The organism is Mycoplasmopsis edwardii, from assembly GCF_900476105.1.
Classification (GTDB): Bacteria; Bacillota_I; Bacilli_A; order Mycoplasmatales; family Metamycoplasmataceae; genus Mycoplasmopsis; species Mycoplasmopsis edwardii.
In genome coordinates this window covers 400,063-415,808 of sequence record NZ_LS991951.1, presented here as the reverse complement: position 1 = coordinate 415,808, position 15,746 = coordinate 400,063, and the positions used below count along the sequence as shown (strand labels likewise).

Below are 15,746 nucleotides of genomic sequence, written 5' to 3'. Positions count from 1 at the left end.
TTGAATTTTATTAATTTTAGCTATTAATTCAGCTGCTTTTGTTTCTAATTAAGTTTCTTTGTTTACTCTATTTAATAAATCTTTAAGATCAGCAATAGTTTTTGCTGGATCATTTATAAGTTTTTGTAAAGCTTTTTTCTTATTAGAAAGTTCTTTACCTTCAGATTGGCCTAAAGCATCAATAGCAGCATTTCTTGCTTTTGCAACTTCTGCTTGTGCTTTTTGTTTTAATTCATTTAATTTTTCTTCTGTTTGATTTGTTTCATTATTAACATCTGCATTTAGCGAATCATATGAAGTAGTATTATCACCACTAGCTTCCAATCCATACGCCAATGCAATAGCGGCTTTAGCGGCATTTTTAAGTTCTTTAATTTTATTATTTATAGCTGTAACAATATTATCTAATTCAACTAAATCAACAGTTCTATGACTTGCATCATCAAAAGGAGCGGCTTGATCTTTTCTGGAAACAAGTGAATTTTTGAAATCAGTACCATCTTGAAGTTTTGCAAGGGCTTCATTAACGACTTTTCTTTTAGCTTCGATTTGCTTGTCTTCTTTTGCTTTTTCATCTTGAGCTTCTTGTAAGATTGTTACTGCTTGAGCTTCAGTAGTAGCTGAATCTAATCTAGATTGTAATTCAGTTTTTTTAGCTGAATCCTTTGTTCTTAATCTATTGATTTCGACTTGAGCTTCAGCTTTTTTAATTTCGAAAGCTTTTTGTGTTGTAACTTTATTATCTAATGTATTTGCTTCTGTTGTAGCTTGCGAAGGATCTGTAATTGAATTAATTTTTTCTAATTCTCTTTCATATTGAGTTTTTTTAGCTGTATCAGAAATTTGAGCTATTTTATCTCTTAATTGTTGTTTTTTAACTTCTAAATTCTTTAAAGCACTTTGATCATCAGAAAACGCTTGATCTATTTTATTTGATAAATTTTGTAAATTGTTCTTAATAATTTCTGTATTTACAATAGGCACACCATTATCATCATTTAAAGCTAAATTAAATGCATTAAGTAATTCCTGTTTCTTGGTTTCATTTTCAATAACATTAATTCTTTCTCTTAATTCATGGGCTTTTTGATTATTAGCTAGTTCTTTGTTTTTATAATCAATAGCTTGCATTCTAATTTCATTTGCATCTACTTTAGTTTTAGCATTATTCAATAAATCTTGTAATTCCTGTTTCTTGGCTTTGTTTTCAATTTTTATAATTTCATTAAAAGCCTCTTTCTTGCTATTTTCCAATTCTAATTGATTAATTGAATCATTGCTAGTATCAGTTTTTTTAGAATTTACAAACTCTGTTTTTAAATTTGAAAAATTATTTTCAATATTATTTATAAAAATACTTATAACATTAATCTTTGAATTTAATGGTAAATTTTCTATTTCAAATAAAACTTGGTTTTGTTCTAAATTAACTTTACTATAGGTTTTTTCATATTTTTCCCCATTAACTAAATAAACTAATTTAGAAACAATATTTTTGTTTAATTTTAAATCTGTCTTTATTGTTATTAAGACACTTCTATCAGAAGTACTTTCAAAATTTAAATCTTTAACTTTAAAAAAATTATTCTTATTTACTGAACAACTTAAAGAAATTGAAATAAAAGAAACTCCAGAAAGAAGAAATAATAATTTTGATAATTTGTTATTTTTTGTCATTTTAACCCCTTGTTATAAAATAATCATAACAAAAAATTATTTTTAGTAATTAAAAATTACTAAAAATTTTAATATTTGATTTTGACTTAAACAACTATAAAATAGCATTTTATAAACAAAATGTTCATTTTTTAAAAAAGCAGTTATAAACTATAATTAGTATATTTTTACATATTAGTATATATATGAAAAAATGCTACAAAAATAAAAAACCTTATCACTTTAAACAGGGAAATTTTTTTCGGACACTTTAATTCTATTCAGATTCAATTCTTGGATTTAACCAAAAATTGAATCTGAATAGGATTTTGTTTTTACAATTTTATTCTTTTATAATTATATCAATTTACAAATTCGCTAATTTTGTATGATAATTCATCAAAATTCATTTGACGACACTTCATAGAAAAGTCAGGAAAAATTTCGCTTTTAAGTATCGAGAAAAAATACTCAATTTCACGATTATCTAAACTATTTCCAATTCTTGACATTGATATCTTTCCATTTAAAGATTTGATTTTATTGATATAGTCTATTGATGAATATGCAGAACCATGATCTGAATGTAAAATAAAATTATTTTTAAATTTTGTATTTTTAATATTATTTAAAACTAATTCAGTATCATTATTTAATGATATTTCATATGTTACAAATTTTGTTTTATGATCAATTATAGCTGATAAATAAATATGATTTTGATTAATGTCTTTTGGAGCTGGTATATAAGTTACATCGGTTGCGTAAATTATGTTATTTTTTGAATTATAATCTCTTTGAACCAAATCCGCAAACTTAACATTAGTATTTTTATGTTCTTTTTGTCTCTTTTTTCTACGTACAAAAGTGAATAAATTTAATCTTTTCATATAGTTACCAAGGGTTCTTGGGTTCACTTTAATGTTATAAGTTAAAAATAAATATTTGGATAATCTTCTTCTACCATATCTCATTTTGTTATCAGCAAAACTTTGACGAATGACTTCTTCGTGTTTAATATATTCTTGTTTTTCAATTTTTTTAACTTTTAACTTTTCATAATATGTTGATCTGGATATTAATAGAATCTTTGATTTATTACTTGATGAAAGCTTTTCAATTTCTTTAATATTTTTAATATCAACATCAATGTTATTTTCATTAAAAATTCTATAGTAGTATTTTATAACCGCATCTTTTTCATCATCTTTTAAGGTATCAATTCACGTATAGTCAAGAACTTTCCTTTTCTTTCTACCTACACCTTTGCCTTTTTTACTTGATTTACCAGTTTTAGATTGAATATTCATGTTCAAATTATACATTTTTCTTTTTCTCAACATTCATTCTAATGATTTGTTATTTCAATAATTTTGTCTAATTGAAAAAGAGATTTGTTCGAACTCAAATTTACTAATCTTGCGACTTTTGAAGTCATCATATGCGTTAAAGATTTTTATTCATTCTTCTTTTTTTAAATGTCTCATAAATATTCTCCTTTTAAATTTGTGAAAAAATCACCCGAAAGTGTCCGGATGATTTTTCCCAGTCTACTTAGTGTGATAAGGAATTTTCTTAGATATATATCTTTTTTTAAATTAAATTAATTGGTGATCTTCTAATGATTTTCTGATAGCATCAATTGCTTCTTGTTCATCTTCACCAGATGTTTTAATTGTAATTTCAGCACCGTATTTAATTCCAAGTGCCATAATATTCATAATTGATTTTAAATTACCTTCACGTCCGTTGTATGATAATTTTGCTTCTGATTTATATTTAGCAGCGATAGCTGTAACTAATGAAGTTGGACGAGCGTGTAATCCAATTGGATCAATAATTTTACATGTAAATTCTTTCATAAGTACCTTTCGAAATTTAATAGATTTACTTATCTAAATTATTATACCATAATTTTAGATTAATGTTTTTACTCAATCAAAAAAGAAGTTTTCTAATTTATTATATTCTCTTTCACCATGAGGTATTAAGTGGAAATCTGAAGAACGTTTATCATATTCATTGAAGATTCCATTTATTTCATTTACTATTTTTCCTTCTAGAATATCAACAGTTTCATATTGAGAAAACATGCTACGTGGATCTAAGTTATTTGTTCCCACTCATGCTACTTGGTCATCTATGATACCCATTTTAGTATGTAAGAAGTGATCATCGTAAATTTTTACTTTAAGTCCAAATTTGATGAATTTATTGAGTTGGTTTAATCCTACTTTATAAACAAAATTTTTGTCTGGTAATCCAGGGAAATAAATAGTAATATCTACATTGCTTTTTAAAGCAATTATTAATTGTTTTTCTAATGAGTTAGTGATTGTAAAGTATGGAGTTGCTATTTTTATACTTTGCTTTGCGTTTGCTAAAGATAATAAGAAAAAGTCTTCAATTTTTGAATGATTGTATGATGGTGAATCAGTTAATAATAAAGCGTTTGAATTAATATTTAAAGTTGGATCAATTTCATAATTCAAGTATTTAGTTACATCAATTTTTTCTCGTGCTATTAATCTTCATAATTTGAAAAATAGCAAGATATATTCATTAACATATGGACCTTGTATTTCATAGTTTAAATCAATTCAATGTCCGTATTTTGGGCTTAATGATGCATATTCATCTGAGATGTTATTTCCACCAGAAAATACTTTTTGTGAATCAATTAAAATAAATTTTTGGTGGTTTCTACTAAATGATGAATAATTAATGAATGGGTAATAAATTTTTCCAATCATTTTGATTTTGAATGAATTTGATTTGATGAGGTTTTTTAAATATTTACGTTGTTTACCAATTGCTCCAAAATCGTCAATTAGTCATTTAACTTCAACACCTTCAGATTGTTTCTTTTTTAAAATATTAATGATTTCTTTCGAGATTTCAGAATTCTTAATTATATATGTAACAATAAAAATACTTTTTTTAGCTTTTTTAAGTTCTTTAATTAGTTTTTGATAAAACCTGTAACCTTCAGTTTCTAATGTTATTTGTGCATCATAGGAAGTACTATGTTTAGAGTTTTGAACTTTTGTAACTATATTCGAGTTAGATGCAGGTAAGCTGCCATGAATTTGCTCTTTATAATGAGATATCTTATAATCTGGAAGAGAGTCAAGTTTTAACTCTCTTTTTTTCTTGATATCTAATCCGAAGATTAAAAATAGAATATGTCCTATTATAGGTAAAAATAAGATTAAGTAAATTCAACTAAACTTAGCTTCATTATTCCTATTTTGGCTGTATATCACTAAGATAAAAATTACATTAGCTAAATACATACCTACTAATAGCAACCAAATTAAAAGCGAGTTAAAGAATACAGTTGAAAAGATAATACCAAAGATAATAATGATGGCTATTAAAAGTTGGATTATAAATAAAATCATTCTTTTAACATTAAAACTTAATTTCATTTTAGTCCTTATTTGATATTTTTAAAAGGTGTATCAAAATTCTTGATATAAAACTTTTCATTTGGATAAATTTTATTTAATTCTTGATAAAAACCTCAAGCATAAACTTGTTCAATCATGTGAGGAATTTCAATTATATTAATTTTTAGTTCATAATATGTGATTCATTCATTTCATTTAATATCGCTTGTTATGAATAAATCAATGTTTAATTCATTGTGCATTTTGATTATTTGATCCATTGATCCAGAACCACTTAACATTGCAACTTTTGAAAAAACTTTATTATTATCTTTTTCAAAGTTTGACCTCATTTTATCCTTAAATGAGAAAATTTGATTAAACTTTTCAATTAATTCACCTAATTTTAGTGAGTTATTGAATATTGCACTATATGTTGGTGATGTTTTATCAAATCATTCTTTCGGCAAGTCTAAAAAGTTAAAAATTTGATATGAAGTTCCAAACAAATCTGAATCATAATTAGTATGCATAGAATACGCTGTTATTTGTAACTCTTTTAGTTTTTTGTAAATTGGTAATTTATAAGGAGATTGTTCAAATTCGTCTTTTAGTGTGTCTTGGAAGATAAAAGGATGATGTGTTAAGATCACATTACAGTTATTATTTATAGCAAATTCTAAAACTTCTGTTGTCAAATCAATTGCTAAAACTGCACCTGTGAATTTTTTGTGTTGTTTTGATTTAACTGAATACCCTGTTTTGTCTCATGGTTCAGCATTTTGTTCTGGATATAGTGTTTGTAATTTATTTATAAATTCTTTAATTGTCATGATTATGCAAAGTTCTTAAGTACAGAACCATATTTTGGGTGATTTCTTAATTTTTTAAGAATTTTATTTTCAATTTGTCTAATTCTTTCTTTTGAAACATTATTTCTTAGTTTAGCTAATTCTTCAAGGCTGTGAACTTCATATGGATTACCATTTTCATCTTCACCAACACCATAACGTTTACAAATTAATTCTCTTTCATCTGGTTCAAGTCACTCTAACATTTCTTTTAAAATAACACTTAATTCTTCTTTTGAAGAGTGGTCAATTGGACTAATTACTATATCATCTTTAACAAAGTCACTAAATTGAGAGTCATTTTCTTTTCCGACTTGTTTATCAAGCGAAATAGGATCTGTGTTGATTTTTCTGATATACCTTACTTTTTCAGCTGTAAAACTTGGACTAATTCTTTTTGCGATTTCTTCATCAGATGGCTCATAGCCAAGTTCTTGGTGTAATTCTCTTTCTACTTTTGAAACTTTATTGATTGTTTCAACCATGTGAACCGGTACACGAATAGTTCTTGCCTGATCAGCAACAGCTCTAGTAATTGCTTGTCTAATTCATCATGTTGCATATGTTGAGAATTTAAACCCTCTTGATACATCGTACTTTTGTACGGCTTTCATAATTCCTGCATTACCTTCAGAAATTAAGTCAATAAATGAAAGACCCCTGTTTTTGTATTTTTTAGCATTATTAATAACTAAACGTAAGTTTCTGTTAATTAATGTATCACGAGCTTTTTTACCTCTGAAACCACCTTTATCCATTCTGCTTGCAAGTTCTTTTTCTTCTTCTTCAGTTAATAACTTACCATATTTACCAATTCAACGCATGTATCATTTAACAATATCATTAGTTTCAGTAAGTTTGTTTGATAGATTTTCTGGTTTCTTTTCATCAAAAGAATACATTAATGAAGAATTGGGATCATTAAGGTTAATTTCTTCGCCAAGACCAAAATCATCATCATCATTATAATCTTGATAAATATTTTCTTCCTCTTCGACTTCTTCTTCCTCGTCCTCTTCTTCTTTTTCTTCTTCTTCAGAATAATTTGAAGCTTCAGTTAATTCATCATCTCAATCGCCAAGACCCTCTAAATCTTCATCGATGAAGTCTTCATCATCTTCACTATCGATATCTTCAGTGATTTCTGCATCATCAATATCATCAAGATTAGAACTTTTTTCAAAGTCATCTTCATCAAAATCGATTTCTTTTGATGTTGATTTTTTCTTTGATTTTCCAACTTCATTTTGAAGGTAGTCAAAATCAACATCATCATTATCTCCGAAATCTAATTCATTTTTAAGGATTCCTAATTCCATTAAAAGTGATAATAAATCATCCATTTGGTCATCTTCAACTTCCAAACGGTTATCAAGAAGTGAATTCATTACTTCTTCTTGAGTTAAATAATCTCTTTTAAGTCTTTTTAACTCTTTCTTTAAAAATTTTATGAAAGGATCGAATTCTTTTTTCATGATACTCCTTTATATCTTTTTATCTTTAAACTCTAATAATGTGTTTTTAATGTTTAAGTTTAGTTTTGAATTTAAAACAATTTTCATTTCTTGATTTTCGTTTTTGAATGCTTGTTGAAATTCAGTAATTAATGGATTCAAGGATACTTTTCCACCATTACTAATTGTTTCTTTAATTTCTTCTAAACTTTTTTCATAAAAATCATTAACATCTTTTTCACTTATATTTTGTGAAAGGTTTATGATTAATTTTTTTATTTTATTATGCATCAATAATTCACTATTATTGATTATTTCTTTAATTGTTGGCTCTTCTTGTCCATTTAAAAGGTCAAAGTATTTCATTTGCTCTTCTTTAATTGAATCAAATGTATTAAGCAAGGATTCTGGTTTACTAAAAAGAATCCTTGAGTTTTCTAAGTTGTAAAATTTCTTTGCTAATTCAGGTTTTAAAATAAAGTATATTAAAAACTTAATTCTTATATTTGAAGCTAAGATATTTTTTATTTCATTAAATTTATTGGTATGTGTTAAATATCTATTGTCTTGTTCATAATATTGATCAAATGGTTGTTTTAAAAATTCTTGATATGGAGGTTGATAATAATCATCATAATATTGATTATAACCATCATCATCGCTATTTTGATATGCGGTAGTTGAATTAATATTTCCGATTAAGTCGTAGTTAAATTCAGATTTCATTCTGTTAGAAATATATGATTTTTGATCATAATTTAAAACTAGCATATATTCTTTGATGTCTTTATTAAAATCTTTGACAGAATTGTATTTAAAATTTGTACGTAAATTATGTTTGTTAACAAATGATTCATAAATAAAGTCAACAGCAGAAACTTTTTGATTTATTACATCTAGTAAAGTTTCTTTTCCGTGTTTATCTAAAATTTCACCAGCGTCTTTTTCGAGTGTGTTTATAACTACTGATACATTATTAACTTTACCAGCATATAATGTTTTAATTGATTTAAGCGTTGCATCTCTACCTGCTTGATCGCTATCCAAGAATAAAATTACTTCATGTTTGTTTAAAAGGTATAAGTGATCACTAGTTAAAGCGGTGCCCATTATTGCAACAGTATTATGAATTCCTGCTTTATATAATGAAATAACATCCATAAATCCTTCAACAATATAAACTTTCTTTTGTTTATTGATTTCCTCTTTAGCATTATGGTAGTTATAAAGTATTTTTGATTTTTTGAATAATTTTGTTTCAGGTGAGTTAATATATTTTGGTTTTTCATTATTATCAAGTGCTCTAGCACTAAACCCAACAACTTCTCCGTAGTTATTTCTAATAGCAAAAGTAATTCTATTAAAAAATAATTCTTTTAAGTTTGCATTAACTATACCTGAATTGTAGATTGTATTATTGTTAAATTTTGTGTTCGTATTTAAATACTCTAAAAGTTTATTCGATGGCGCATAACCAATATCAAATATTTTTCTTATTTCAGCATCTCATAAGTTTCTTGATTCAAGATATTTGATTGCATTTTGGTTTTTGATAATTTCAATCTTGTAAAATGAGTTAACAACATTTAGAATTTCTAATGATTCTGTATCTTCGACACTTTTCGATGCAGTGTTTGATGGTTTGTACGATGTAAAATCAAATTGAATATTTAAATCAGCTGCAAGTAATTCTAGAGCCTCATAATAAGATTTACCTAAAAATTTAACTATAAAACTAATTACATTTCCGCCTTCTTGACAAGCAAAACATTTATAAAGTTGTTTTGTTTGTGAAACCGAAAAACTCGGTGTTGTATCTTGATGAAAAGGACAAAGTCCTACAAAGCTATTTCCTTTTTTGTTTAAAGAAATATGATTTGAAATTACATTTACAATATCGGTTTTTTCAAGAATTTCGTTTTTAATTGTTTCTAAATCTATTTTCGACATAAATTAGATGTGTTTGATTAGATCATCGATTGAAACTCTAATTTGTTCCATTGTATCTCTGTTTCTTAATGTAACAGAATTATCATTCAATGAATCATAATCAACTGTTAAACATCAGTATGTTCCAATTGCATCTTGTCTTCTGTATCTTTTTCCGATTGATCCAGCTTCATCATAAGTTACTGATAAACCTTTATCGAGTAAAAGATCAAAAACTTCTTGAGCTTTATCAGAAAGTTTTTTAACAAGTGGTAAAACTGCAACTTTGTATGGTGCAATTTCTTTCGGGAACCTTAAAACAACTCTTGAATCATTTTCTTGTAAATCTTCAACTTCATATGCATCTGAAATAACAGCTAGCATTAATCTATCTAATCCAATGCTTGGCTCAATAACATAAGGAATTACCTTTTTGTTTGTTTCTGGGTCTAAGTAATCTAAACTTTCGTTTGTTGCTTTTGAATGAGAAGATAAATCATAATCAGTTCTGTTAGCAACCCCAAGCAACTCACCTCAACCAAATGGGAATTTATATTCAATATCTGTTGTTCCTGCAGAATAATGTGAAAGCTCTTCTTTTTCGTGGGCTCTTAATTTTACGTTTTCTTCTTTTAAACCAAGTTTTAAAACAAATTGATGCGCTTTATCAATGTAATATTTAAATCATTTATCTGCTTCTTCTGGTTTTGTGAAGAATTCTAATTCCATTTGTTCAAATTCTCTTGTTCTAAAAATAAAGTTTCCTGGTGTTACTTCATTTCTAAAACTTTTTCCTACTTGCCCAATTCCAAATGGTAATTTTGCTCTTGAAGTTCTTAAAACGTTTTTAAAGTTAACAAAGATACCTTGAGCTGTTTCTGGTCTTAAGTAAACTTTTGATTTAGCACCTTCAACAACTCCTTGATGTGTTTCAAACATTAAGTTAAATTGTTTGATTTCGCTTCATTGGGTTTTTGAACCTTCATATTCTTTTAAGTTTTCATTTAAGAAATCTTGAATCTCTTGGTTTGACATTTTTTCAGGAACCATTGTTTCATCGATTTCTTGAATTAACTTATCTGCTCTATATCTTTTTCCATTAACTTTATTTTCAATAAGTGGATCACTAAAGTTTGAAACGTGACCACTTGTAACTCAAACTTGAGGATTCATAAGAATCTTTGAGTCTATTAAAAAGTTATTAGGTTCTTTTAAGATAAAATGTCTTTTTCAAAAATCACGAATATTATCTTTTAAAAGTGCACCTAATGGTCCATAATCTCAGGTATTTGAAAGACCTCCATAAATTTCACTACCTTGATAAACAAATCCAAAATTCTTTAAATGGCTAACTAATTCGTCCATATTTTTTTTCTTATCTAACATAGATTTCTATTATATCAAAAAACCACTTTTATTTATTAAATAAAAGTAGTTTAAAAAATGTTGAAATATAGGGTTAAATGTAACTTACAATGATAAAGATAATGAAAACTAAAAAAGAAATTAATAAATTTAAGAAATATGGAAAGACTGTTTTATTAGGAAAAGATTCTTTAAATTCGTGATCTCTTTTTTTGGTCTCTAGATATATTCTTTTCTCAGTTTCAGACATTGAGCTTAGTTTCTTTTTCTCTCTTTTTTCTTGATATTCTGGTGAACCATTTTTAATTTTATTGATTGTTCTTGATAAAATTCCAATCTTTAAACCAAAAATTGTTAATGAGATTAAAAATGTCACAAGACTTGCTAATGCAAAAGAATTAATAAGTTTGTAAGATTGGTTATTGTGTTCAACTAAATAAGAAACAAGAGATGAAGTGAAAAACACTAAAATTAGAGCTAAAGATATTATATAAAGTCTTTTTTGGGTAAACTGGAACTTTAAATACAGCTTTAAAATTTGTGATTTTTTAATATTTTTATCCATTTTTTACCTTCGAAGATTTTAGTTGTTTTACATTTTTTACAAGCTTTTTAACTAAGAATTTGAATCTTATTTTAGATAAAAATCTTTTAAAAGTTCCTAGTTCTTTACTCAATTCCATTTCACTTTTTATAACAAGTGACTTTTTATCATAGCTATAGTAAATATAACTATTAAAGAATGTTTTTTTGTTTGCAATTTTGAATGTTAGAAGATTGTGTGATCACTTATTGATTTTGTTAATTTTGTTAATTTCACTAATTTTATATTTCTTGTAAATTTTTTCACCTACAAAGTATGATGTTAAAATATCAGTTGCATTTTTGTAACTGATTTTTATATCATTCGATAATAAAAAAACATTTTTATTTGATTCTTTCATCTTTTTGTATTTATAGTAAAAAAGATCATTATTAATTTTTTGGTTATAAAGCATAAAACAAAATTGAATAATAAATGGAATATTGTTATGATCTAAGTTTCTGTTTAAGTTTGTTGAAAACTTACCGTCTACAAAGCTCATAAGCACATTATTTGTTGTTATTTCACTATTTTCTCCAAATGGAATTTTGTATCTATAAAGTAACTTATATATGTTTTTAGATGCATAAAAAGGAACAAAAATTTTGTTTTTGTTTAATACTCCATCTCTTTTTCATGATAAATAATAATCATTTATATACATATAAGCTAAATCATCTTCAGTTAATAAAACATACTTATTTTTAGCTTTTACATACATTTTTAATTCATTATTTGCGTTCAGTACAATTAAAATATCAGCTTTATATGTATTAAATTTTAAACTTCTTCAAAATCTAAAATTAAGTTCATCAAAATATAAGGAATTCTTGTATAAAGAATTCATTTTATGAACTTTGAACCCTGAGTTAACCAATAATTTGTTGATTATGTAACTTTTTTCACTGTCTGAAATTAAAGTGTAAACATTAAAAGTAGGTTTTTTAGATAATTTTGAATACTTATCAAGGTTTTCTCTTAATAATTTTTCAGAGTAGAATGTAATAATTTTATCAATATTTAAGGTTGATGTTTCTCTAAGTTTACTTAGAATTAACATATTTTGAAAGTTTAATAACTCTATGATAAACGAGTTTTGTTCTTCTAAACTAATTTCATTATTTTTATAAAAGATTTTTAAATAATAATTATTTGTATTTGGATCTTTATTGATTAAAATACCATTTGTAATGTCTCATGTTTTAGTTGTTTCAGAGATCATGAACTCACTAACAACGCTTGTATTATGTACAAAAACTTGAAACTTATATCTGTTGAAAAATTTAATTAAAAAATCTTTCATTTTAAGTTCATGTGGTGAGTTTGAATTTAAACCAATTACAATTTTTTTATTTTTTTGAAATTCATAATTTTTAACAAAAATATATGAAATAGCAATTAATGTGAAAAAGTTTAATTGATTAAACCCTAGCATTCCATCACCTTTAAACTTAATTCCATGAATTGTGGCTTCTGGTTTACTTGTAAAACTTTCATATATTTTTTTATCATTATTAATTATTTGTAGAAAACTTTCAAATGAATCGTTATATATGCCTTCATTTTTATAAAAGTTATATCAGACTTTTAATGTATCCCCATTCATATAAAAACCTTTCTTTATTTATTTCAAATTTTACCAAATTTAGAGTAAAATAGACTATATTAATAGTTAAAAATATTAGGAGGACTATGTCACTAAAAGCAGGTATTGTAGGGTTACCAAACGTTGGAAAGAGCACATTATTTAGCGCTATTACTAAAAAACAAGTTGAATCATCTAATTATGCTTTCACAACCATTGAACCAAATATTTCATCAGTTCCATTAATCGACCCAAGACTTCAACAAATTGCAGATATTATTAAACCAGATAAAATTGTTTGAGCTACTTTTGACTTTGTCGATATTGCTGGCCTTGTTAAAGGGGCTTCAAAGGGAGAAGGGCTTGGTAACAAGTTTTTAGCCAACATTAGGGAAGTGGATGCAATCATTCATGTTGTTAGATGTTTCGAAGATAAAAACATTATGCACGTTGCCAATTCAGTTGATCCAGTTAGAGATAAAGACGTAATTAACTATGAATTAATGTTAGCTGACTTAGAAACAATTAACAATGTGCTTAATAGAGTTGCTAAAAAAGCTAAATCTGGTGATAAAGATGGAATTATTGAGCAAAATGCTGCATTAAAAGTTAAAGAAGCACTTGAAAACAATATTCCAGTTAGAGAAGTTCAGTTTGATGAAAATGAAGAAAAATTCATTAAAGGTTACCACTTATTAACTTTCAAACCAATCATTTATGTGGCTAACTTAGGAAATGAACAATTTTTAAATTACAAAGAAGATAAATTATTCTTAGAATTACAAAATTCGCTAAAAGATTATGAAAAATTAATTCCGATTTCTGTTCAAGTTGAGTCAGAACTTGTTACTATTGAAAATCAAGAAGAAAAACAAGAATTACTTGATTTATACGGAATCAAAACAAGTGGACTTGATTTATTAACTAGAGAAGCATTTGACTTATTGAATTTAGAAACATACTTTACTGCAGGTCAAATTGAAGCTAGAGCTTGAGTTTACCATAAAGGTTGAGCTGCACCAAGATGCGCTGGTGTAATCCATACAGATTTTGAGAAAAAATTTATCAAAGCAGAAGTTATTTCATTCAATGATTACATTCAATACGGTGGTGAACAAGGTGCTAAAAACGCTGGAAAAATGAGACAAGAAGGTAAACAATACATAATGAATGATGGTGATATTTGTCACTTTAAATTCGGAAAATAATTACATTAATTAGAAGTATTTAGACAATGTCTAAGTATTTTTTTATGCAAAAACCATGCATTATTATGCATGGTCATCACTATATAAAATGTTAAATAATTTTAAATAAGATAAGAAAAACTAAAATAGTAATTGTAATAATTATTATTATTGAAATGATTGCAAAAGCATATATAAAACTATTTTTGTAATATGTTTTTCTTACATTTGCAGATGATGGATTAGCTTTGATAATGTTATTAACTAATTTAGTGTATTGCTGTTCGCTTCTTTTTTCTTTTTTATTTTTGTTCATATTTAGATTTTAAATCAGGCATCACAGCTAATGCAAGAGCTTCAGGACCTGTGTGAACAGCGATTACTGAAGGTGTTAAGAATGTTGAAGTTGGCTTGAAGTATTGGTTATTTTCAACAATTTTATTCATTTCGTCTTTAATTCCGTGAATAAATGTAACAACAAACTTGTTTTTTGATGTTTCATCTTTGTTTTCTTCACAAAATTCAACAACACTTTCAATTGCTTTTTCAACACCTTTTGCAACAGTTCTTTTCAAGTATTTAGATTTAACAGTACCATCTTCTTCGTATGAAAGGATTGGCAACATAGAAATTTTAGTTAAAACAAATTTCTTAAGTCCATTTAATCTACCACCTTTAATCATGTAGTCGATTTTTTCTGGAACAATAATTGTCATTGATGATTCATTAATTCAATTTAATTCTTCAAATAATTGATTGATTGTATAGTTTTTAACTTCATAAAGATTTTTTAAGTATTCTACAGTTTTAACAATTTGGTCACCAATTAAGTGGTTTTCCATAACATAAACGTTCCCTAAATCTGCGGCAAGTGTCCTAATTGAATTTGCTGTACTTGATAAATTTGATGAAATACCCATAAAAATAACTTCATCATATTCTTTAGAAGCTTCAACAACTACTTTCTCAATTGTTTCAAGTTTTGGCAATGAAGATAAAACTTTATCGGCTTTTTCGATTTTCTTTAAAGTTTCTAATCTATCATCAATACCATCAAGATAAATTTTTCCATCAATCTCAACTTGCAATGGCAAGAATTTATACCCTAAATCACGAGCTTGTTTTTCTGTTAAACAAGAAAAAGAATCTAATATTATTCCTAATTTTTTCATGTTTTTATTATAACAAATAAACACCCAATAAATAGCGATAAAAATTAAAAAAATTGAGCAAAAACTGGTCAAAATTTTTGGCAGAAATAAATAGATTTTGATTAATATAATAATTAATATTTTTAATTTTTAGTGCTTAAATTCTATATTTTAGATATCAAAAAATGATTCCGCAGACTTTAAAAAACTCAAATTTATTGTATGATATAAATTATGATTAATAATAAGTTTAAAATGGTATTTTTAAGTGTTATTACACTAGGGTTAATTTGAATAAAATGAAAGAAAAAAATCGAGCATAAAAAGAACACTTTTTATCAGGTAGATAACTTACCTTTTAAAATTGAAAGTTTAATTGAATTTTTAGGCGAAGACAACTATGAACTTGATAAACAAATGCCTTCAAGGGTTGTGTTAAAAATCAAAGATATTGATAAAGTTCAATTAGAAAAAATTCAAGGTTTAAAAGGTGTAAGTGGTCTTTTTGTTAAAAGTTCTGTAATTTCAATAATTTTAGGTGTTTATTCAACATCTGTTTACAATGCGTTATTAAATAAAAATAAGGGATAATT

General features: G+C 25.8%; 14 protein-coding genes. 2 read left to right on the top strand and 12 right to left on the bottom strand.

All coding sequences use genetic code 4. The features are described from left to right. Positions 1 to 48: 48 nt before the first annotated feature. From D2846_RS01855 to D2846_RS01810, 10 genes are all read right to left on the bottom strand, one after another. Positions 49 to 1,677 carry a hypothetical protein gene (locus D2846_RS01855; protein ID WP_117275294.1) on the bottom strand — a complete coding sequence of 543 codons (1,629 nt, stop codon included), beginning with the start codon at positions 1,675 to 1,677 and terminating at the stop codon, positions 49 to 51. 314 nt (positions 1,678 to 1,991) lie between these two features. After that, positions 1,992 to 3,143 (bottom strand): IS3 family transposase, encoded by a 1,152-nt coding sequence (locus D2846_RS01850; RefSeq protein ID WP_117275167.1) that lies wholly within the window; start codon positions 3,141 to 3,143, stop codon positions 1,992 to 1,994. Positions 3,144 to 3,254: 111 nt separating this feature from the next. Then, positions 3,255 to 3,518 (bottom strand): HPr family phosphocarrier protein, encoded by a 264-nt coding sequence (locus tag D2846_RS01845; protein ID WP_004795906.1) that lies wholly within the window; start codon positions 3,516 to 3,518, stop codon positions 3,255 to 3,257. 54 nt (positions 3,519 to 3,572) lie between these two features. After that, entirely contained in the window at positions 3,573 to 5,087 is a 1,515-nt protein-coding gene (locus D2846_RS01840; RefSeq protein ID WP_117275292.1) for a phospholipase D-like domain-containing protein, read from the bottom strand. A gap of 8 nt (positions 5,088 to 5,095) precedes the next feature. After that, positions 5,096 to 5,881 carry a Nif3-like dinuclear metal center hexameric protein gene (locus D2846_RS01835; RefSeq protein ID WP_117275290.1) on the bottom strand — a complete coding sequence of 262 codons (786 nt, stop codon included), beginning with the start codon at positions 5,879 to 5,881 and terminating at the stop codon, positions 5,096 to 5,098. A gap of 2 nt (positions 5,882 to 5,883) precedes the next feature. Beyond that, positions 5,884 to 7,374, bottom strand: a complete 1,491-nt coding sequence (locus tag D2846_RS01830) for an RNA polymerase sigma factor (RefSeq protein ID WP_117275288.1) — start codon at positions 7,372 to 7,374, stop codon at positions 5,884 to 5,886. Between the two features lie 9 nt (positions 7,375 to 7,383). Then, positions 7,384 to 9,303: a DNA primase gene (gene dnaG / locus D2846_RS01825; RefSeq protein WP_117275286.1), complete on the bottom strand. Its 1,920-nt coding sequence runs from the start codon at positions 9,301 to 9,303 to the stop codon at positions 7,384 to 7,386. A 3-nt stretch (positions 9,304 to 9,306) separates the two neighbouring features. Then, a complete protein-coding gene (locus tag D2846_RS01820; RefSeq protein WP_170128420.1) occupies positions 9,307 to 10,668 on the bottom strand; it encodes a glycine--tRNA ligase in 1,362 nt (453 codons plus the stop codon). Positions 10,669 to 10,741: 73 nt separating this feature from the next. After that, entirely contained in the window at positions 10,742 to 11,212 is a 471-nt protein-coding gene (locus D2846_RS01815) for a hypothetical protein (protein ID WP_117275284.1), read from the bottom strand. Next, entirely contained in the window at positions 11,205 to 12,836 is a 1,632-nt protein-coding gene (locus D2846_RS01810; RefSeq protein WP_117275282.1) for an MAG5620 family putative phospho-sugar mutase, read from the bottom strand. The genes D2846_RS01815 and D2846_RS01810 overlap by 8 nt, the downstream gene beginning before the upstream one ends. Positions 12,837 to 12,922: 86 nt before the next feature. On the opposite strand from D2846_RS01810, the gene ychF reads away from it, so the two are divergent. Further along, positions 12,923 to 14,023, top strand: coding sequence for a redox-regulated ATPase YchF (ychF, locus tag D2846_RS01805; RefSeq protein ID WP_117275280.1), 1,101 nt, complete (start codon positions 12,923 to 12,925; stop codon positions 14,021 to 14,023). 91 nt (positions 14,024 to 14,114) lie between these two features. Here the strand turns inward: ychF and D2846_RS01800 are convergent, their stop codons facing one another. Together D2846_RS01800 and D2846_RS01795 are read right to left on the bottom strand one after the other, a co-directional pair. Next, entirely contained in the window at positions 14,115 to 14,318 is a 204-nt protein-coding gene (locus D2846_RS01800) for a hypothetical protein (protein ID WP_117275278.1), read from the bottom strand. Beyond that, positions 14,305 to 15,174: a DegV family protein gene (locus tag D2846_RS01795; protein ID WP_117275276.1), complete on the bottom strand. Its 870-nt coding sequence runs from the start codon at positions 15,172 to 15,174 to the stop codon at positions 14,305 to 14,307. Before D2846_RS01795 ends, D2846_RS01800 begins: the two co-directional genes overlap by 14 nt. Positions 15,175 to 15,387: 213 nt before the next feature. Here D2846_RS01795 and D2846_RS01790 point away from each other — a divergent pair, with 213 nt between their 5' ends. Further along, complete coding sequence (locus tag D2846_RS01790; protein ID WP_117275274.1) at positions 15,388 to 15,744, top strand: PTS sugar transporter subunit IIABC; 357 nt, start codon at positions 15,388 to 15,390, stop codon at positions 15,742 to 15,744. Positions 15,745 to 15,746 lie beyond the last annotated feature (2 nt).